The sequence below is a fragment of the Mumia sp. zg.B21 genome, assembly GCF_019550855.1.
Classification (GTDB): Bacteria; Actinomycetota; Actinomycetes; order Propionibacteriales; family Nocardioidaceae; genus Mumia.
Window position 1 is genome coordinate 514,987 of the sequence record NZ_JAHWCJ010000004.1, and the last position, 19,238, is coordinate 534,224.

The window sequence follows — 19,238 nt, forward strand, 5'->3', positions numbered from 1 at the left end:
CCTCGGGCGTCCCTGTCCGACCGGGTCAGTACGATCAAGGACGTGACCACGCTCGAGCTCCTCCCCGCCGTCGACGTCATCGAGGGGCGGGCCGTCCAGCTCGTCCAGGGGGTGGCCGGCTCCGAGAAGGCGTTCGGCGACGCCCTCGAGGCGGCTCTGCGCTGGCAGGAGGGCGGCTCGCAGTGGCTGCACCTCGTCGACCTCGATGCCGCCTTCGGCCGCGGCTCCAACGCCGATCTCCTCGCGCGGATCGTCGACTCCGTGGAGATGAAGGTCGAGATGTCGGGCGGCATCCGCGACGACGCCTCCCTCGACCGCGCGATGGCCACCGGCTGCCGCCGGGTCAACATCGGCACCGCCGCGCTCGAGGACCCCGACTGGTGCGCCAAGGCGATCGCGACGTACGGCGACCGGGTGGCCGTGGGTCTCGACGTCCGCGGCCGCACGCTCGCGGCCCGCGGATGGACCCGTGAGGGCGGCGACCTCTACGAGGTGCTCGCGAGGCTCGACGCGGAGGGCTGCGCCCGCTACGTCGTGACGGACGTCAACAAGGACGGGATGCTCCAGGGTCCCAACCTCCAGCTTCTGCGCGACGTCTGCGCGGTCACCGACCGTCCGGTGGTCGCCTCGGGCGGCATCACCACGCTCGACGACCTGCGCGCCCTCGCCGGACTGGCCGGCATCGGCGTCGAGGGCGCGATCGTCGGGACGGCGCTGTACGCCGGCAACTTCACCCTCCCCGAGGCGCTCCAGGCCGTCTCCGAAGCAGACCCGGGCAGCGCTCGGTGACGCTGGCGATCCGTGTCATTCCCTGCCTCGACGTCGACGCCGGCCGCGTCGTCAAGGGGGTCAACTTCGTCGACCTCCGTGATGCCGGCGACCCGGTGGAGATGGCCCGCGTCTACGACGCCGAGGGCGCCGACGAGCTCACCTTCCTCGACATCACCGCGTCCTCCGACGCCCGCGCGACGACGTTCGACGTCGTGTCGCAGACGGCCGAGCAGGTTTTCATCCCGCTGACGGTCGGCGGCGGCGTACGCACCGTCGACGACGTCGACCGGCTCCTGCGAGCCGGCGCCGACAAGGTCGGGGTCAACACGGCGGCTCTCCAGCGACCGGAGCTGATCGCCGAGATCGCCCATCGTTTCGGCAACCAGGTGCTCGTGCTGAGCGTCGATGCGCGCCGTGCCGCCGACCAGCCGTCCGGCTTCGAGGTCACCACCCACGGCGGGCGGCAGTCCGCCGGACGCGACGCCATCGCCTGGGTGCGCGCCGCGACCGAGCTCGGCATCGGCGAGGTGCTCCTCAACTCGATGGACGCCGACGGCACCCGCGACGGGTTCGACCTGGAGATGATCCGGGCCGCCCGCACCGTCACCGGGGTGCCGCTGATCGCGAGCGGGGGCGCCGGCACGCCGGAGCACTTCTGCGAGGCGGTCGACGCCGGGGCGGACGCTCTTCTCGCCGCCAGCGTTTTCCACTTCGGCACCCTGACGGTCGGCGACGTCAAGAGTGCGCTTCGCAACGCCGGGCACGTCGTCCGGTGAGCTCCGCGCAGGTCTCCCCCCGTACGGCGAGCCGACCGGCCCGCAGCGTCACCCGGCGCGGCTTCGGCATCATCGGGCGAGGCGTGGCCGAGGAGCGCCGTCGCTTCGCGCTCGCGGTCGTCGGATCTCTCGTCTACGGCGCGATGACGGTGGCCGACGCCTGGGTGCTCGGGTGGGCGACCGACCACGTGGTGGTCCCGTCGTTCCGTGACGGCGAGCTCGCCACCGGCGCTGCCGTCGTCGCGAGCCTGCTCTTCATCTCGGTCGCCCTGCTCCGGGCCTGGGGCGTGATCGTGCGCCGTCTGGTCGGCGGCATCGTCTACTACCGGCTCATGGCCTCGTACCGCCGCAAGGTCACCCGCCGCTATCTCGCGCTGCCGATGTCGTGGCACGCCCGCCACCCGACCGGCCAGCTGCTGTCCAACGCCAACGCCGACGTCGAGGCCACCTGGGCGGTGATGATGCCGCTTCCGATGGCGGTCGGCGTCGCGGCGATGCTCGTCACCGCCGTGGCGGCGATGCTCACCGCCGACATCGTGCTCACCGTCGTCGGTCTCGTGGTCTTCCCCCTGCTGTTCACCATCAACGTCGGCTACCAGCGCCTGCTGTCACCGCGGGTGACCCGCGCCCAGGAGCTGCGCGGCCGGGTCAGCGCCGTCGCGCACGAGTCGTTCGACGGAGCCCTGGTCGTCAAGACGCTCGGCCGCGAGGACGAGGAGACCGCGCGCTTCGCCGCCGTCACGAGAGAGCTCCGCGACGCCAACGTGGCCTCGGGCCGGATCCGTTCGGTCTTCGACCCCCTGATCGAGATGCTCCCCAACCTCGCGGTCCTGCTCGTCGTGGTGATCGGCGTCGAGCGGGTGATCGCCGGTGACATCGAGGCGGGCGCCGTGGTGCAGGTCGCCTACCTCTTCACGGTCGTGGGCTTCCCGGTCCGCGCCTTCGGGTGGGTGCTCGGAGAGCTCCCACGCACCGTCGTCGGATGGGACCGTATCCAGGCTGTCCTCCGCGCGACGGGCGACATGCCGTACGGCCGTGAGGGGCTGCCCGGGGACGGTGCGCTCCGCGTCGACGTCGAGGCGGTGGCCTACGGGTACGAGCCGGGCCGCCCGGTGCTCCAGGACCTCAGCTTCACGCTCGAGCCCGGCACGGTCACCGCGGTCGTCGGGCTGACCGGATCGGGCAAGAGCACCCTCGCGTCCCTCCTCGACCGTCTGGTCGACCCGGAGGAGGGCACGATCCGCCTGGACGGCACCGACATCGCGTCACTGACCCACGACGCGCTCGCCGAGGCGGTCGCGCTGGTGCCGCAGCACACGTTCGTCTTCGACGACACCGTTCGCGACAACATCACCCTCGGCGCGGACGTCGATGACGCACGCGTGCGTGAGGTGCTGGAGCTGACCCAGGCGAGCGGGTTCGTCGACGCCCTCCCGGACGGCCTCGACACGCAGCTGGGGGAGCGCGGCACCACGCTTTCCGGTGGTCAGCGCCAGCGGCTCGCGCTCGCCCGCGCCCTCGTCCGCGACCCCAGGCTGCTCGTCCTCGACGATGCCACCAGTGCCCTCGACCCCGACGTCGAGCAGCGGATCCTGTCCGCGCTCGCCCGCTCCACCGCCTCCGGCGCCGGACCGACGGTGTTCATCGTCGCCTACCGCAAGGCCACCATCTCCCTCGCCGACGAGGTGCTCTTCCTGCGTGGAGGGAAGGTCGTCGACCGCGGCACCCACGCCGAGCTGGTCGCGCGCTCGCCGGAGTACGCCGACATCGTCCAGGCCTACGACCAGACCCGGGAGGCGCCGTGAGCACGCAGACGACGGCCACGCCGACCGCACCGCCCATGACCGGTGTCGGCGGTGGCGGAGCGCCCCGGGTCCGCGGGCTCGACGTCATCCGCCGAGGGTTCGCGCTGTCGCCCGCCCTCTCCAAAGGGCTTCCCCTCACCCTGCTCCTCGCCGCGCTGAGCACGGTCGGCGGCGCCGTGGTCCCGATCGTCGTCCAGGTCGCGATCGACCGCGGCCTTGCCACCGAGGGCGGGCCCGACGAGGGTGTGGTGCTGCGATGGAGCGCCGTGGCCGCCCTCGTCGTCCTTCTCACCGCCGTGTGCGCGTGGGCGATGAAGGTCCGGCTCTTCTCCGCCAGCGAGCGAGGGCTCTCAGAGCTGCGGATCAAGGCGTTCCGCCACGTGCACGACCTGTCGATCCTCACCCAGAACCACGAGCGCCGGGGCGCGCTGGTCTCGCGTGTCACGTCCGACATCGACCAGGTGTCGCTGTTCCTCCAGTTCAACGGGATCATGATCGTCACCAGCGTCGGCCAGGTCGCCGTCGCGACCCTGATCATGGCGTTCTACAGCTGGGAGCTCACGCTCGTCGTCTGGGCCTGCTTCGTCCCGCTGGTCCTCACGTTGGTGCTGCTCCAGGGTCGGATGTCGCGGGCGTACGACCATGCGCGTGCCACGGTCGGCACGATGCTGGGCGTGATCGCCGAGCCGGTGGTCGGCGCATCCGTCGTCCGCGCGTACGCCGTGGAGCGCCGCACCCAGCGCCGCATCGACGAGGCCATCGACACCAACCTGCGGGCCAACGTGCGGGCACAGCGGCTGGTCGCCGGCACCTTCGCCTCGGCGGGGATCGCGGGAGGCCTCGCCAACGCGGCCGTCATCGTCGTCGGCGTGCTGCTCGGCGTGGCTGGAGACCTGACCCTGGGCGGCGTGATCGCCTTCGCGTTCCTCGTGTCGCTGTTCGTCGGTCCCGTCCAGACCGCGACCCAGGTGCTGACCGAGGCCCAGAACGCGATCTCGTCCTGGCGCCGGGTGATCGAGATCCTCGACACGCCCGCTGACATCCGTGACCCGGGCGAGGGGCGGTCGGTCCTGCCCGGCGGTGCCCTCGAGGTCGGGTTCGAAGGCGTGCGCTTCGCCTACCCGGGTGGTCCGGACGTGCTCCACGACCTCGACGTCACCATCCCCGCCGAGCAGAGGGTGGCCGTCGTCGGCGAGACCGGTTCCGGCAAGAGCACGTTCGCGAAGCTCCTCACGCGCCTGACCGACCCGTCGGACGGCCGGGTGACGCTCGACGGCGTCGACCTGCGAGACATCGGTTTCGCGACCCTGCGCAAGCGGGTGGTGATGGTGCCGCAGGAGGGCTTTCTCTTCGACGCGTCGCTCGCCGAGAACCTCCGCTACGGGGACCTCGACGCGTCTCCCGAGCGCATGCGCGAGGCCTTCGCCGCGTTGCAGATCGACGACTGGTTCATGTCCCTGCCGGACGGGCTCGACACCCAGGTCGGGCAGCGTGGCGAGTCGATGTCGGCGGGTGAGCGGCAGCTCGTCTCGCTCGTCCGCGCCTACCTCGCCGATCCTGATCTGCTGGTTCTCGACGAGGCGACGAGCGCGGTCGACCCGCAGACCGAGATGCGGGCGTCACGGGCGCTGGAGCACCTGCTGGCCGGCCGGACGTCGGTGGTGATCGCTCACCGTCTCTCGACCGCCGAGGCGGCCGACCGGGTGCTCGTCTTCGATGCGGGACGCCTCGTGGAGGACGGACCGCACGCCCGGCTCGCCGCCGGTCACGGGACGTACGCCCGCCTGCACGCCTCCTGGGTGGCCCAGGCCCACCTGGGCATCGAGGCGTCGCCCTCGCCCGACGGCCTCGACGACGCCGCTGGTGCTGCCTGGGACAATGGCTGGCGTGACTGACTCCGCACGCCTCGACCCTGCGATCGCCGCTCGCCTCAAGCGGGACGCCGACGGTCTCGTCCCCGCCGTCGTCCAGGAGGCGGACACGCGCGAGGTCCTCATGGTCGGGTGGATGGACGACGAGGCGCTGCGTCGCACGCTGACCTCGGGGCGTTCGACGTTCTGGAGCCGCAGTCGGCGGGAGTACTGGGTCAAGGGCGCCACCTCGGGCCACGTCCAGGAGGTGCGCGAGGTCCGGCTGGACTGTGACGGCGACACCCTTCTCGTCACGGTGGCGCAGACCGGTCCCGCCTGCCACACAGGGGCACGGACCTGCTTCGACGACGACGTGCTGCTGGGGTCGGAGCGGTGAACCGCCGCGGTTACGGCCTGACCGTCCTGCTCGGCGTGGTGGGAGCGGCGGCGGCCTTCTTCGCCGCGTCGCAGCCTTGGTCGAAGGTCACGGTGGAGACCCAGGGTCTCGCCCGCGACGCGGTCTCGGTGAGCGGCAACGACGCACTCCCGGTGGTCGGCGGGCTCGCCCTCGTCGCGCTCGCCGGCAGCGTCGCCGTGCTCGCGAGCGCCGGTCGGGTCCGGACCGGCGTGGGTCTCCTGGTGGCGCTCGCGTCCGTCGGCGCGATCGTGGTCGTGGCGACCGGCGGTGATGCCGTCCACGACGCGCTGGTCACGTCGCTCGCCGACTCGCCCGCGATGGCAGGTGACGCCGCGCTGCAGGATCGGCTCGCCGACCGGGCGACCGGCACGGCCTGGCGATGGGCGTGCCTCGTCGCGCTCGTCCTCCCCGCGCTGGCCGGGCTCGCGGTCGTGCGCTGGGGCCGGGGCTGGCCGTCGATGGGGCGCCGCTACGACTCCGTGGGGCAGCAGCGGGCCCAGACCGACGAGGACCCGTGGAAGGCACTCGACCGGGGCGAGGACCCGACCGTCTAGGCTGAGCGGCATCCCCCTGACGCTCGCCTGCGAGCACGACCCGTCGTAGAGAGGTTTGCACGATGCATGGTTCCTCCCCGGCCGCTTGGACTGCGGTCGTCATCTGCCTGATCGGTTTCACCGTCGGCGGTGTGGCGCTGCTGATGGGCCCCGCCTGGGTGCTGTTCTGGATCGGCGTCGCGCTCGTCCTCGGCTCGGCCCTCGTCGGCAAGGTGATGTCTGCGGCGGGTCTCGGCGCGAAGGAGCACTGATTCCGCCAGACTTCGGCCGTACGCACATCCCACCGCTCGAGCGGTGGTGACCCCGAGGGAGATCCCGTGTCCGACCAACCGCCGTACCCGCCGCAGCAGCCCGCGCCGTACGGCCAGCAGCCACCGCCGTTCGGCCAGCAGCCCCCGCCCGGCTATGGCCAGCAGCCGCCGCAGGGCTACGGCCAGCCGCCGCAGGGCTACGGTCCGCCGCCGCAGGGCTACGGTCCGCAGCCGCCGCAGTACGGCCAGTACGGGGGGAGCGGCTATGGGCAGGTCCAGGACTACCAGCCTCCGGCGCCGTACGCGGGCTGGTGGTCACGGGTCGGTGCGCTCCTCATCGACGGGATCATCGCGTGGCTCATCATGATCATCCCGGTGGTCATCGGCGCCGTCATGATGGGTGCGGCGACGGAGACCGAGACCGACTCCTTCGGCACGACGACCAGCGAGGTCAGCAACAGCGGCCTCATGACCGCCGGCGTGATCATCCTGATCCTCGGTTTCCTCGTCGGTCTCGCGTTCCAGATCTGGAACCAGGGCACCCGCCAGGGCAAGGGCGGCCAGAGCATCGGCAAGCAGATTCTCGGCATCAAGGTCGTCGACCTGAAGACCGGTCAGCCACAGGGCGCCGGCACAGGCGTGCTGCGCTGGCTGCTCTACAGCGTGCTGTCCAGCCTGTGCTTCCTCGACCTCCTCTGGCCCCTGTGGGACAAGAAGAAGCAGACCTGGCACGACATGATCGTGTCGTCGGTGGTCGTGAAGGCGTGACCATGCCGGTGGAGGTCCCGCCCCGCGTCTCCAGGTGGCGTGCCCTGCGCACGCCGGCCCTGGTCGGGGCGGGCGGGATCGCCGCCGCGGCACTGCTGCACTTCCGTGACCCGAACACGTCCGGGAGCTACGGCTTCTGCCCGTTCCAGGCCGTGACGGGCTGGGCCTGCCCCGGTTGCGGTGGGCTGCGTGCCGTCCACGCCCTCACCGACCTGGATGTGGGTGCCGCTCTCTCGAGCAACGTCCTGGCGGTCCTGCTCGTCGCGACCCTCGCCGTCGCGTTCGCCCTGTGGATCCCTCGTCGGCTCCGCGACGCCCGAGCGCCGATGATCGCGATCACGTCGCGTGTCGGCGTGGTGCTGATCGTGGTCGGCTTCGTCTTCACCGTGGTCCGCAACACCCCGTGGGGCTCGTCGCTGGCTCCCTAGTGCCCGGAGCGACGAAGCGCCCCTCACCGCAGGTGCGGTGAGGGGCGCTTCGCGTCGACCGGCTAGTTGCCGGCCGAGAAGACGAATCGCACGAGCACGGTGAGGACCCAGAGGACGACGGCGATGATGCCGATGATGAGGCCTGCCTGGGCAAGGCCGCCTCCGGTGAGACGGCCGTTCGAGGCGTCGATCTCCGCCTTGGCGCTACGGCCGAGGATGATGCCGACGATGCCGAGCGGGCCGCAGCAGAGGCCCAGGATGCCCGTGACCAGCGCCCAGATCGCCTTGGGCGAGTTCTTGGGCGGCTCGCCGTACGGCCCATCGCCCTGAGGCGTGTAGCCGTAGCCGCCGGGGGGCTGGTCGCCGTAGCCGCCGGGGGGCTGGTTGCCATACCCGCCGGGGGGCTGATCGCCGTAGCCGCCCTGAGACGGGTCGTATCGGGGCGGGTCGTTGTCGGGTGGTGTCGGCCCACCGGGCGGGGGATAGCTCATGGTGCTCCTTCATCAGGCGCTGGGAGTCCCGCATTCTGCCGTACGCCTCGGCGGGTGCGCACCGTGGCTCCCGGTGCGCCTGGTGTCCGGAGGGCGAGCCGTCGCGCGTCGCGGCGAGGGGGCGGTGTCCTGGTGGAAGCCGGGCTGGATACGCTGTGAGGCAGGTCGGTCACGTCGGGGAGCGTGCGCCGGCGTCCACGGGTGGGAAGGCAGGGCCGCGATGTCTGTTCTTGACGACATCCTTGCGGGAGTTCTCGAGGACCTCGAGGAGCGGATGGCTACCATCCCCCTCGCCGACCTGAAGGAGCGCGCCGGACGCCAGGACCCGGCCCTCGATCCGATGCCGGCCTTCCGCGCCGACGGTGTCTCCGTGATCGCCGAGGTCAAGCGTGCCAGCCCGTCCAAGGGATCGTTGGCCGACATCAAGGACCCGGCGGCGCTCGCGGTGGACTACGCCGCGGGAGGTGCCGCAGCGATCTCGGTCCTGACCGAGCAGCGTCGCTTCTCGGGGAGCCTCGACGATCTCCGCGCGGTGCGGGCCCAGGTCGACTGCCCGGTGCTCCGCAAGGACTTCATCACCACCTCCTACCAGCTGTGGGAGGCGCGGGCAGCCGGGGCCGACATGGCGCTCCTGATCGTCGCCGCCCTCGACCAGTCGGCGCTCGAGTCGCTGATCGAGCGGGCCAGGTCCATCGGCCTCACCCCGCTGGTGGAGGTCCACGACGAGGACGAGGTCGAGCGGGCGATCGACGCGGGAGCGACCCTCGTGGGTGTCAACGCCCGCAACCTCAAGACGCTCGAGGTCGACCGCACGACGTTCTCACGCCTCGCGCCACGGATCCCCGACTCCGTCGTCAAGATCGCCGAGTCCGGTGTCCGTGACACCAAGGACGTCATCGAGTACGCCCGCGCGGGGGCCCAGGTCGTCCTGGTCGGCGAGACCCTGGTCACCGGCGGCAACCCGCGCTCGACGGTGGCCGACCTGGTGGCGGCCGGATCCCACCCGGCGCTGCAGCACCGATGGTGACCGGACTCGCTCCGGCCTCCGTCTCCCGTCGCACCTCGTGTTGACGCCACCTGCAAGGATCGATCTATGAGTAGTTCCGCGGCCTCGGCCGGCACCAGCCCTTCGACGCTCCCCGACGCGCACGGCCACTTCGGCCAGTTCGGGGGACGGTTCATGCCCGAGGCGCTCATCGCGCCCCTCGACGAGCTCGAGCGAGCATGGCGTGAGGCCAAGGCCGACCCGACCTTCACCGGCGAGCTCGACCGGATGCTCCGCGAGTACGCCAACGTGCCGAGCCCGCTCTACGAGGCGACCCGGCTGTCGGAGCGGGCCGGTGCGCGCATCCTGCTCAAGCGTGAGGACCTCAACCACACCGGGGCCCACAAGATCCGCAACGTCCTCGGCCAGGCCCTGCTCACCCGCCGGATGGGAAAGCGTCGCGTGATCGCCGAGACCGGTGCGGGCCAGCACGGCGTCGCGACGGCCACCGCCTGCGCGTATCTCGATCTCGAGTGCGTCGTCTACATGGGCGAGGTCGACACCGAGCGCCAGGCGCTCAACGTCGCCCGCATGCAGATGCTCGGTGCCACCGTCGTGCCGGTGACCACCGGCAGCCGCACGCTGAAGGACGCCATCAACGAGGCGCTGCGCGACTGGGTCGGCACCGTCGACGACACGCACTACCTCCTGGGCACCGCTGCCGGCGCCCACCCGTTCCCGGAGATCGTCCGCGACCTCGTGCGGGGGATCGGCGACGAGGCCCGCGCTCAGATGTTCGAGCTGACCGGCTCGCTCCCCGACGCCGCCGCCGCGTGCGTCGGCGGCGGGTCCAACGCGATCGGGCTCTTCGCCGCCTTCGTCGGCGACGCCGACGTCCGGCTGTACGGGTTCGAGGCTGGTGGCGACGGGTTCGAGACCGGGCGCCACGCCGCGACGATCACGGCCGGTGACGTCGGCGTCCTGCACGGCACACGTTCCTACCTGTTGCAGGACGAGGACGGGCAGACGATGGAGTCGCACTCGATCTCGGCAGGCCTGGACTACCCGGGGGTTGGTCCCGAGCACGCCTACCTCGCCGAGACGGGCCGGGCGACGTACGAGCCGGTGACCGACGACGAGGCGATGGCCGCCTTCGACCTGCTCTGCAAGACCGAGGGGATCATCCCCGCGATCGAGTCCGCGCACGCGATCGCGGGCGCGCTGCGGATCGCACCGCAGCTCGCCGAGACGCTCGGGCGCACGCCGACGATTCTGGTGAACCTGTCCGGTCGCGGTGACAAGGACGTCCACACCGCCGGTGAGCACTTCGGCCTGCTCGCCGAGGATGACGCATGAGCCGGTTGGACGAGGTCCTCGCGAAGACCCGCGCGGAGGGTCGCCCCGCACTCGTCGGCTACCTGCCGGCGGGCTTCCCGGACAAGCAGACGGCCATCGAGGCGATGGTCGCGATGGTCGACGCCGGTGTCGACATCGTCGAGATCGGGCTGCCCTACTCCGACCCGGTGATGGACGGGCCGACCATCCAGAAGGCGGCCGACGCGGCGTTGCGCGCCGGCACCCGGATCGCCGACGTGTTCGACACCGTGGAGGCTGTCGCCGCCACGGGGGCGCCCACCCTGGTCATGACCTACTGGAACCCGGTCGAGCGCATCGGCGTCGACACGTTCGCCTCCCGGCTCGCGGCTGCGGGAGGTGCGGGCCTGATCACGCCGGACCTCATCCCCGACGAGGCCGGTGAGTGGGTCGCCGCAGCCTCTGCGCACGGCCTCGACCGGGTGTTCCTCGTCGCGCCCTCCTCGACCGACGAGCGCATCGCGATGACCGGTGCCGCGTCGAGCGGGTTCCTCTATGCGACCTCGGTCATGGGAGTGACGGGCGCGCGCACCGCGACGAGCACGGCGGCGCCGGCGCTGGTCGAACGCGTCCGACGCCTCACTGACATCCCGATCGGCGTCGGTCTGGGGGTCAGCAACGGTGACCAGGCCGCGGACGTGGGTCGCTTCGCCGACGCGGTGATCGTCGGCTCCGCCCTGGTGGCGTGCCTGCTCCAGGCTGGTTCCGACCGCCCCGCGGGTGTGGCCGCCGTCCGCAGCCTCGCCCAGGACCTCCGCGCCGGCGTCGAGCGGGCTCGTGCCGACGTTCACAGCCCAGAAGAGGGAGCTCCCGCGTGATCCTCGCGTCCATCCCGAGCCCGGCCGAGTCGGTCTGGCACATCGGGCCGTTCCCGTTGCGGGCGTACGCGCTGTGCATCATCGCCGGCGTCGTCGCTGCGATCGTGGTCGGAGACCGCCGATTCCAGGCTCGCGGCGGCAAGCCCGGAGCCGTCGCCGACGTCGCGGTCTGGGCGATCCCCTTCGGCCTCGTCGGCGCTCGGCTCTACCACGTGGCGACCAACCCTGAGCTCTACTTCGGCGAGGGTCGAGAGCCGATCCGGGCGCTCTACGTCTGGGAGGGTGGCCTCGGGGTCTGGGGTGCGATCGCGCTCGGCGCGCTCGGCGCCTACATCGGTTGCCGTCGCCAAGGCATCCGCTTCGCTCCCTTCGCCGACGCGCTCGCTCCTGCGGTCCTGCTCGCCCAGGCCATCGGTCGCCTCGGCAACTGGTTCAACCAGGAGCTGTTCGGCAGCCCGACCGACCTCCCGTGGGGCCTGGAGATCGATGCTGCCCACCGTCCCGCGGACGTGGCGCAGTACGAGACGTTCCACCCCACCTTCCTCTACGAGTCCCTGTGGAACCTCCTCGGCTTCTTCGTGCTCATCTGGGCCGACCGACGGTTCCGGCTCGGCGGCGGCCGCGTCGTCGCGCTGTACGTCGCGATCTACACCGCGGGCCGGTTCTGGATCGAAGGTCTTCGGATCGACACCGCCCACGAGTTCCTCGGGCTCCGGCTCAACCAGTGGACGTCGATCGTGCTGTTCGTGGCCGCGGTCGCGTTGTTCGTCTGGTTGACCCGGACCGGTCGTGGCGACCGCGAGACGACCGTCCAGATCGACGGGCGCGACCACGACGGCGCGTCCGACGGTGACGACAGCGGTGCTGCCGAGGACCCCGCGGAGGACCGGACGACGTCGTCCGGCGACCATGAGACGAGCCGTGCCCGGGATGACGGCGACGAGCCGCGGTCGTAGGTTCAGGGCATGAGCGACCGCCGCACGCCCGACGACGCGCCGGACCAGCCGTCGTACCCGCTGCCCGATCCGGCGACCATCGGGAGCGAGCACCCCGACGTCACAGGCGGCTGGCTCCGACCAGCGGTCTTCGGCGCCTCGGACGGACTGGTCTCCAACTTCGCGCTGATCATGGGCATGGCAGGCGGGACCACCGACCCGAAGCCCGTGATCCTCGCGGGCTTCGCCGGACTGGCCGCGGGCGCCTTCTCCATGGCGGTGGGGGAGTACACCTCCGTCGCCAGCCAGGCAGAGTTCGCACGCGCGGAGGTCGAGCGGGAGAGCCGAGAGATCGCCCGCCATGACCGTGCCGAGCAGGCGGAGCTCGCGTCCATGTTCGTCGCCAAGGGCGTCGACGAGGACGTGGCGCGCGAGGTGGCGCAGCAGATCCACTCCGATCCCGAGAACGCCGTGCGGGTGCATGCGCGAGAGGAGTTCGGGGTCGACCTCACCGACCTCCCGTCGCCGATGCTTGCCGCGGGTTCCTCGTTCCTGTCCTTCGCCGTCGGGGCCATCATCCCGCTCGTACCCCTGCTCTTCGGGATCGTCTCGGTCGTTCCGACGGTCACGGTGTCCCTGCTCGCGCTGTTCGGCGTCGGCGCCGTCGTCACCGCGATCACCGACCGGCCCTGGTGGTTCGGCGGGCTGCGCCAGCTGATCCTCGGTGGAGCTGCCGCCGGCCTCACGTTCCTCGTCGGCAGTCTCGTCGGGGGAGTGGCCGTCTGAGTCCGATTCGTACCAGCGGGTCGCCAGCGGCAACAATCGTGTAACCTGAGCAGGCCATAGAGGGCCACTGTCGTCCCTTCGGTGTGGTTGTTCCCCGCTGACGGACTGGCCCTCGCGTTCGACGTGAGTCCCCCGTCCGCAGCACCATCGCGAAGACGACGGGAGAAGAGCGGCATGCGCGGGATTCCCCCAGCTCAAGGCCTGTACTCCGGCGAGGACGAGCACGACGCCTGTGGCGTCGCCTTCGTCGCGACACTGACCGGCCAGGCCAGCCACGAGATCGTGGCACAGGGCCTCACGGCCCTGCGCAACCTCGACCACCGCGGCGCCGTGGGCGCCGAGGTCGACTCCGGCGACGGCGCCGGCATCCTCATCCAGGTTCCGCACGCGTTCCTGCGTGACGCGGTCGACTTCGCGCTCCCCGACCCGGGGGCGTACGCCGTCGGCACGGCGTTCCTGCCCGTCGACGCGGCGCTCTCGGAGGCGGCACGCGAGGGTGTCGAGCGGCTCGCCGCGGAGGAGAGCCTCACGGTGCTCGGATGGCGTGAGGTCCCGGTGAATCCCGGCATCCTGGGGGCGACCGCGCGAGGCGCGATGCCCTCGTTCGCCCAGCTGTTCGTCGCCGACGCCGACGGGGAGCGTACGGGGATCGATCTCGACCGCCGCGCCTTCGCACTGCGCAAGCGCGCCGAGCACGAGCTCGACGTCTACTTCGCGTCGCTGTCGGCCCGCACCCTGACCTACAAGGGCATGCTGACCACCGACCAGCTCGACCACTTCTTCCCCGACCTCACTGACGCTCGGATGGCCTCGGCGCTCGCCGTGGTCCACAGCCGCTTCTCGACCAACACGTTCCCGAGCTGGCCGCTGGCCCACCCGTTCCGCTTCATCGCGCACAACGGCGAGATCAACACCGCCCGCGGCAACCGCAACTGGATGCGGGCCCGCGAGGCTCTGCTCGAGTCGTCCTTGATCCCGGGCGACCTGAGCCGACTCTTCCCGATCGTCGACCCGGAGGACTCCGACTCGGCGTCGTTCGACGAGGCGCTCGAGCTGCTGCACCTCGGCGGTCGCAGCCTCCCTCACGCGATGATGATGATGATCCCGGAGGCCTGGGAGAACAATCCGGTGATGGACCCGCGGCTGCGGGCGTTCTACGAGTTCCACTCGACGATGATGGAGCCGTGGGACGGGCCGGCCTGTGTCGTCTTCACCGACGGCACGCAGATCGGCGCGGTCCTCGACCGCAACGGGCTGCGACCGGGACGCTACTGGCAGACCGAGGACGGACTCGTGGTCCTCGCATCCGAGGCCGGCGTCCTCGACCTCGACCCGGCGACGATCGTCAGCAAGGGCCGGTTGGAGCCGGGTCAGATGTTCCTCCTCGATCTCGAGGAGAAGCGTGTGGTGACCAACGACGAGATCAAGCACGAGCTCGCCGGTGCCCACCCGTACGACGAGTGGCTCTACTCCGGCCTCGTCCGCTTCTCGGACCTCCCCGACATCGAGCACGTCGTCCACACCCATGCCTCGGTGACGCGACGCCAGCAGGTCTTCGGATACACCGAGGAGGAGCTGCGCATCCTCCTCGCGCCGATGGCACGCACGGGTGCCGAGCCGATCGGGTCGATGGGCACCGACACGCCGATCGCGGTGCTGTCGGACCGGTCGCGGCTGCTCTTCGACTACTTCAACCAGCTGTTCGCCCAGGTCACCAACCCGCCGCTCGACGCCATCCGTGAGGAGCTCGTCACGTCGCTGCTGAGCACGGTCGGTGCCGAGGGCAACCTGCTCGAGGCGACGCCGGCGTCGTGCCGGCAGCTCCAGATGTCGTTCCCGGTGATCACCAACGACGAGCTGGCCAAGATCCGCCACGTCAACCGGCACGGCAACATGCCCGGGCTCTCGACGTACGTGGTCCGTGGCCTGTACGACGTCGCCGGTGGTGCCGACGCGATGCGCGCACGGCTCGACGAGCTGTGCACCGAGGTCTCGGCGGCCATCGCCGACGGTGCGCGCATCATCGTGCTGTCGGACCGGCACGCCAACCACGAGCTCGCGCCGATCCCGTCGCTGCTGATGACCGGCGCCGTGCACCACCACCTGGTGCGCGAGAAGACTCGCACCCGGGTCGGGCTCCTCGTCGAGGCCGGCGACGTGCGCGAGGTCCACCACGTCGCCCTGCTGCTCGGCTACGGCGCCTCGGCGGTCAATCCCTACCTCGCGCTCGAGACTGCGGAGGATCTCGCCCGCAACGCCGTCTACATCGACGGTGTCACGCCCGAGAAGGCGGTCGCCAACCTGCGCTATGCCCTCGGCAAGGGGGTGCTCAAGGTGATGTCCAAGATGGGCGTCTCGACCGTCGCCTCGTACACGGGCGCGCAGATCTTCGAGGCGGTCGGACTGTCCGCCGCGCTCGTCGACCGCTACTTCAGCGGGACGACGTCGCGACTCGGCGGCATCGACCTCGACGTCGTCGCCGAGGAGGTGCGCACCCGGCACGCGAAGGCGTACCCGACGGCGGGCATCTCGGCCTCGCGTCGCCAGCTCGACGTCGGCGGCGAGTACCAGTGGCGTCGTGGAGGTGCGGAGCATCTCTTCGACCCCGAGACCGTCTTCCGGCTCCAGCACTCCACGCGGGCAGGTCGCTACGACGTCTTCAAGCAGTACACCGAGCGCGTCGACGACCAGTCGGAGCGTCTGATGACCTTGCGCGGTCTGCTCAAGCTCAGGGAGGGCGCCCGCCCGCCGGTGCCGGTCGACGAGGTCGAGCCGGTCTCAGCGATCGTCACGCGGTTCTCCACCGGCGCGATGTCGTACGGCTCCATCAGCCAGGAGGCGCACGAGACCCTCGCGATCGCGATGAACCGTCTGGGCGGCAAGTCCAACACCGGTGAGGGCGGCGAGGATCCCGACCGCCTGTACGACCCGGAGCGGCGCAGCGCCATCAAGCAGGTCGCCTCGGGCCGGTTCGGCGTCACCGCCGAGTACCTCACCAACGCCGACGACATCCAGATCAAGATGGCCCAGGGCGCCAAGCCGGGCGAGGGCGGTCAGCTGCCGGGGCCCAAGGTCTATCCCTGGGTCGCGAGGACGCGCCACTCCACGCCCGGTGTCGGCCTCATCTCGCCGCCCCCGCACCACGACATCTACTCGATCGAGGACCTCAAGCAGCTCATCCACGACCTCAAGAACGCGAACCCGTCGGCGCGGGTCCACGTCAAGTTGGTCGCGGAGGTCGGCGTCGGCACCGTCGCCGCCGGTGTGTCCAAGGCCCACGCCGACGTCGTCCTCATCTCGGGCAACGACGGCGGCACCGGTGCTTCCCCGCTGACGTCGTTGAAGCACGCCGGTGGTCCGTGGGAGCTGGGCCTCGCGGAGACCCAGCAGACGCTGCTGCTCAACGGTCTGCGCGACCGCATCGTCGTGCAGGCCGACGGCCAGCTCAAGACCGGACGCGACGTCGTCGTCGCCGCGCTGCTCGGTGCGGAGGAGTTCGGCTTCGCCACCGCGCCGCTGGTGGTGTCCGGGTGCATCATGATGCGGGTCTGCCACCTCGACACCTGCCCCGTGGGCGTGGCCACCCAGAACCGCGAGCTCCGGAAGATGTACTCGGGCAAGCCGGAGTTCGTCGTGAACTTCTTCGAGTACATCGCGCAGGAGGTGCGGGAGTACCTCGCGGCGCTCGGCTTCCGCTCCATCGAGGAGGCCGTGGGACACGCCGAGATGCTCGACACCCGCGAGGCGATCGCTCACTGGAAGGCCAGCGGGCTCGACCTGGCGCCGATCCTGCACGTGCCCGAGCTGCCCGAGGGCACGCCTCGGCACCACACCGTCGGTCAGGACCACGGCCTGGAGCGAGCGCTCGACAACGAGCTGATCGCCCTCTCGGCCGACGCCCTGGAGCGGGGCGAGCCGGTGCGGGCCCAGCTGGAGATCCGCAACGTCAACCGCACCGTCGGCACGATGCTCGGCCACGAGGTGACCAAGCGCTACCGCGGGGCGGGCCTGCCTGACGACACGATCGACATCACGTTCACCGGCTCCGCCGGTCAGTCGTTCGGCGCCTTCGTCCCTCGCGGCATCACGCTGCGGCTCGAGGGTGACGGCAACGACTACGTGGGCAAGGGCCTGTCCGGCGGGCGCCTCGTGATCCGTCCTCCCCGTGAGGCGCGGTTCGCCGCCGAGGAGCAGATCATCGCCGGCAACGTCATCGGGTACGGCGCCACCAGCGGCGAGATCTTCGTCCGCGGACGCGCCGGCGAGCGGTTCTGCGTCCGCAACTCGGGAGCGACCGCGGTCGTCGAGGGCGTCGGCGACCACGCCTGCGAGTACATGACCGGTGGCCGCGTGGTGATCCTCGGCAGCACCGGCCGCAACGTCGCGGCGGGCATGAGCGGGGGAGTCGCGTACGTCCTCGACCTCGACCCCGACCTCGTCAACCGTGAGCTGGTCGAGGTCCACGAGGTCGGTGCGCCCGACGAGCTCAAGGCACTCGTGACGCGCCATGCCGAGGAGACCGGCTCGGAGGTGGCAGCGGCGCTGCTGGCCGACTGGGAGACCGCGCTGGCACGATTCTCCGAGGTGATGCCGATGGACTACCGCAGGGTGCTGCAGGCGCGAGCCGCAGCCGAGGAGGCCGGTCTCGGCGAGGACGAGACCACCGCAGCGATGATGGAGGCAGCGATCCGTGGCTGATCCGAAGGGTTTCATGAAGACGCCGCGCGAGGTCGCGCCGCGCCGTCCGGTCGGAGACCGGATCCACGACTGGAAAGAGGTCTATCCGGGCAGCCCGGGGCGTGCCCTCCTGCCGATCATCACGCAGCAGGCGGGACGCTGCATGGACTGCGGCATCCCGTTCTGCCACTCCGGCTGTCCGCTGGGCAACCTGATCCCGGAGTGGAACGACCTCGTCTGGCGCGACGACTGGAACGAGGCGCTCTCGCGGCTGCACGCGACGAACAACTTCCCGGAGTTCACCGGACGCCTGTGCCCGGCACCGTGCGAGACCGCCTGCGTCGTCGGGATCAACCGCGACGCCGTGACGATCAAGAACGTCGAGGTCTCGATCATCGACCGCGCCTGGGACGACGGTCGTGTCGTGCCCGAGCCGCCGGAGTGGCTGACGGGTCGGACGGTCGCGGTGGTCGGCTCCGGACCGGCCGGCCTGGCCGTCGCCCAGCAGCTGACGCGGGCCGGCCACACGGTCGCCGTGTACGAGCGTGACGACCGCCCTGGTGGTCTGCTCCGCTACGGGATCCCCGAGTTCAAGATGGAGAAGGCTGTCCTCGACCGCCGCATCGAGCAGATGACGGCTGAGGGCACCATCTTCCGCAACGGGGTGGCGGTCGGTGCCGACATCACCGGCGACGAGCTTCGCGACCGCTACGACGCCGTGGTGCTCGCCACCGGTGCGACGGTGCGCCGGGACCTTCCCACGGTGGGCCGTGAGCTCGGAGGGATCCACCAGGCGATGGACTATCTCCCGCAGGCCAACCGGGTGGCGCTCGGCGAGTCGGTCGAGGGACAGGTGACGGCCGAGGGCAAGGACGTCGTCATCATCGGTGGCGGCGACACCGGCGCGGACTGCCTCGGGACCGCGATCCGGCAGCAGGCTCGCTCGATCACCCAGCTCGAGATCATGCCCCGTCCGGCCGAGGAGCGACCCGGCCACCAGCCGTGGCCGACGTACCCGATGACCTACCGGGTGGCCTCGGCCCACGAGGAGGGTGGCGAGCGTGTCTACGCCGTCTCCACGCAGGAGTTCCTCGGCGACGACGAGGGCAACGTCCGCGCGCTGAGGATGGTCGAGGTCGAGCTGGTCGACGGCCGGTTCCAGGAGGTCGAGGGGAGCGTCCGTGAGATCCCCGCGCAGCTGGTGCTGCTGGCGATGGGCTTCACCGGCCCGGAGACCGACGGAGTCGTCTCGCAGCTCGGTGTCGGGCTCGACGAGCGTGGCAACGTGTCGCGGGACGCGTCCTACATGACGTCGGTCGACGGGGTCTTCGTCGCCGGCGACGCCGGCCGCGGGCAGTCGCTGATCGTCTGGGCCCTGGCCGAAGGCCGGTCCTGCGCCGCGGGCGTGGATGCCTATCTGAACGGCGCCACCACGCTGCCGTCGCCGATCCGGCCGACCGAGCGGCCCCTCGTCGTCTGAGCGGACCTCTCGTCCCCGATGTGGGCAGTTCATCACGGAATCCCGTACCCGGTTTCGTGTCCAACTGCCCA

The 19,238-nt window shown here is 71.0% G+C and carries 17 protein-coding genes; 16 read left to right on the forward strand and 1 reads right to left on the reverse strand.

Features of this window, described 5'->3' with window-relative positions; genetic code table 11:
- The first annotated feature begins 42 nt into the window (after window positions 1-42).
- The 9 genes from priA (at window position 43) to KV100_RS17770 (ending at window position 7,621) form a co-directional block, all read left to right on the forward strand.
- A complete protein-coding gene (priA, locus tag KV100_RS17730; RefSeq protein ID WP_220344409.1) occupies window positions 43-789 on the forward strand; it encodes a bifunctional 1-(5-phosphoribosyl)-5-((5-phosphoribosylamino)methylideneamino)imidazole-4-carboxamide isomerase/phosphoribosylanthranilate isomerase PriA in 747 nt (248 codons plus the stop codon).
- Window positions 786-1,547, forward strand: coding sequence for an imidazole glycerol phosphate synthase subunit HisF (gene hisF, locus KV100_RS17735; protein WP_220344410.1), 762 nt, complete (start codon window positions 786-788; stop codon window positions 1,545-1,547). The genes priA and hisF overlap by 4 nt, the downstream gene beginning before the upstream one ends.
- Complete coding sequence (locus KV100_RS20270; protein WP_220344411.1) at window positions 1,544-3,352, forward strand: ABC transporter ATP-binding protein; 1,809 nt, start codon at window positions 1,544-1,546, stop codon at window positions 3,350-3,352. Before hisF ends, KV100_RS20270 begins: the two co-directional genes overlap by 4 nt.
- Window positions 3,349-5,247: an ABC transporter ATP-binding protein gene (locus KV100_RS17745; protein WP_308291473.1), complete on the forward strand. Its 1,899-nt coding sequence runs from the start codon at window positions 3,349-3,351 to the stop codon at window positions 5,245-5,247. The genes KV100_RS20270 and KV100_RS17745 overlap by 4 nt, the downstream gene beginning before the upstream one ends.
- The gene (gene hisI, locus KV100_RS17750; RefSeq protein WP_220344412.1) at window positions 5,231-5,599 is read left to right on the forward strand and encodes a phosphoribosyl-AMP cyclohydrolase; all 369 of its coding nucleotides are present in this window, start codon (window positions 5,231-5,233) and stop codon (window positions 5,597-5,599) included. The genes KV100_RS17745 and hisI overlap by 17 nt, the downstream gene beginning before the upstream one ends.
- Entirely contained in the window at window positions 5,596-6,174 is a 579-nt protein-coding gene (locus KV100_RS17755; protein ID WP_220344413.1) for a Trp biosynthesis-associated membrane protein, read from the forward strand. Before hisI ends, KV100_RS17755 begins: the two co-directional genes overlap by 4 nt.
- 62 nt (window positions 6,175-6,236) lie before the next feature.
- Window positions 6,237-6,425 carry an HGxxPAAW family protein gene (locus KV100_RS17760; RefSeq protein WP_220344414.1) on the forward strand — a complete coding sequence of 63 codons (189 nt, stop codon included), beginning with the start codon at window positions 6,237-6,239 and terminating at the stop codon, window positions 6,423-6,425.
- A 66-nt stretch (window positions 6,426-6,491) separates the two neighbouring features.
- On the forward strand, window positions 6,492-7,193 hold the full coding sequence (locus KV100_RS20275) for an RDD family protein (RefSeq protein WP_220344415.1): 702 nt from the start codon (window positions 6,492-6,494) through the stop codon (window positions 7,191-7,193).
- A gap of 2 nt (window positions 7,194-7,195) precedes the next feature.
- Window positions 7,196-7,621, forward strand: coding sequence for a DUF2752 domain-containing protein (locus tag KV100_RS17770; protein WP_220344416.1), 426 nt, complete (start codon window positions 7,196-7,198; stop codon window positions 7,619-7,621).
- Between the two features lie 62 nt (window positions 7,622-7,683).
- On the opposite strand, the gene KV100_RS17775 is transcribed toward KV100_RS17770, so the two are convergent.
- Window positions 7,684-8,112: a DUF4190 domain-containing protein gene (locus tag KV100_RS17775; protein WP_220344417.1), complete on the reverse strand. Its 429-nt coding sequence runs from the start codon at window positions 8,110-8,112 to the stop codon at window positions 7,684-7,686.
- A 220-nt stretch (window positions 8,113-8,332) separates the two neighbouring features.
- Between KV100_RS17775 and trpC the strand changes: the two genes are divergently transcribed.
- The 7 genes from trpC (at window position 8,333) to KV100_RS17810 (ending at window position 19,167) form a co-directional block, all read left to right on the forward strand.
- Window positions 8,333-9,139, forward strand: coding sequence for an indole-3-glycerol phosphate synthase TrpC (trpC, locus tag KV100_RS17780; protein WP_220344418.1), 807 nt, complete (start codon window positions 8,333-8,335; stop codon window positions 9,137-9,139).
- 66 nt (window positions 9,140-9,205) lie between these two features.
- Window positions 9,206-10,453 (forward strand): tryptophan synthase subunit beta, encoded by a 1,248-nt coding sequence (trpB, locus tag KV100_RS17785; RefSeq protein WP_220344419.1) that lies wholly within the window; start codon window positions 9,206-9,208, stop codon window positions 10,451-10,453.
- Window positions 10,450-11,289, forward strand: a complete 840-nt coding sequence (trpA, locus tag KV100_RS17790; RefSeq protein WP_220344420.1) for a tryptophan synthase subunit alpha — start codon at window positions 10,450-10,452, stop codon at window positions 11,287-11,289. Before trpB ends, trpA begins: the two co-directional genes overlap by 4 nt.
- Entirely contained in the window at window positions 11,286-12,245 is a 960-nt protein-coding gene (lgt, locus tag KV100_RS17795) for a prolipoprotein diacylglyceryl transferase (RefSeq protein ID WP_220344421.1), read from the forward strand. The genes trpA and lgt overlap by 4 nt, the downstream gene beginning before the upstream one ends.
- Before the next feature lie 9 nt (window positions 12,246-12,254).
- Window positions 12,255-13,010, forward strand: coding sequence for a VIT1/CCC1 transporter family protein (locus KV100_RS17800; RefSeq protein WP_220344422.1), 756 nt, complete (start codon window positions 12,255-12,257; stop codon window positions 13,008-13,010).
- Between the two features lie 174 nt (window positions 13,011-13,184).
- Window positions 13,185-17,708: a glutamate synthase large subunit gene (gltB, locus tag KV100_RS17805; protein WP_220344423.1), complete on the forward strand. Its 4,524-nt coding sequence runs from the start codon at window positions 13,185-13,187 to the stop codon at window positions 17,706-17,708.
- Window positions 17,701-19,167 carry a glutamate synthase subunit beta gene (locus tag KV100_RS17810; protein ID WP_220344424.1) on the forward strand — a complete coding sequence of 489 codons (1,467 nt, stop codon included), beginning with the start codon at window positions 17,701-17,703 and terminating at the stop codon, window positions 19,165-19,167. Before gltB ends, KV100_RS17810 begins: the two co-directional genes overlap by 8 nt.
- The last annotated feature ends 71 nt before the right edge of the window (window positions 19,168-19,238 follow it).

Bases quoted from the DNA above. Each gene is read 5' to 3' on its own strand.
- hisI (WP_220344412.1), top strand. From the start codon at position 5,231: ATGGCTGGCGTGACTGACTCCGCACGCCTCGACCCTGCGATCGCCGCT.
- KV100_RS17760 (WP_220344414.1), top strand. From the start codon at position 6,237: ATGCATGGTTCCTCCCCGGCCGCTTGGACTGCGGTCGTCATCTGCCTG.
- KV100_RS17770 (WP_220344416.1), top strand. From the start codon at position 7,196: ATGCCGGTGGAGGTCCCGCCCCGCGTCTCCAGGTGGCGTGCCCTGCGC.
- KV100_RS17775 (WP_220344417.1), bottom strand. From the start codon at position 8,112: ATGAGCTATCCCCCGCCCGGTGGGCCGACACCACCCGACAACGACCCG.
- trpC (WP_220344418.1), top strand. From the start codon at position 8,333: ATGTCTGTTCTTGACGACATCCTTGCGGGAGTTCTCGAGGACCTCGAG.
- trpB (WP_220344419.1), top strand. From the start codon at position 9,206: ATGAGTAGTTCCGCGGCCTCGGCCGGCACCAGCCCTTCGACGCTCCCC.
- trpA (WP_220344420.1), top strand. From the start codon at position 10,450: ATGAGCCGGTTGGACGAGGTCCTCGCGAAGACCCGCGCGGAGGGTCGC.
- KV100_RS17800 (WP_220344422.1), top strand. From the start codon at position 12,255: ATGAGCGACCGCCGCACGCCCGACGACGCGCCGGACCAGCCGTCGTAC.
- gltB (WP_220344423.1), top strand. From the start codon at position 13,185: ATGCGCGGGATTCCCCCAGCTCAAGGCCTGTACTCCGGCGAGGACGAG.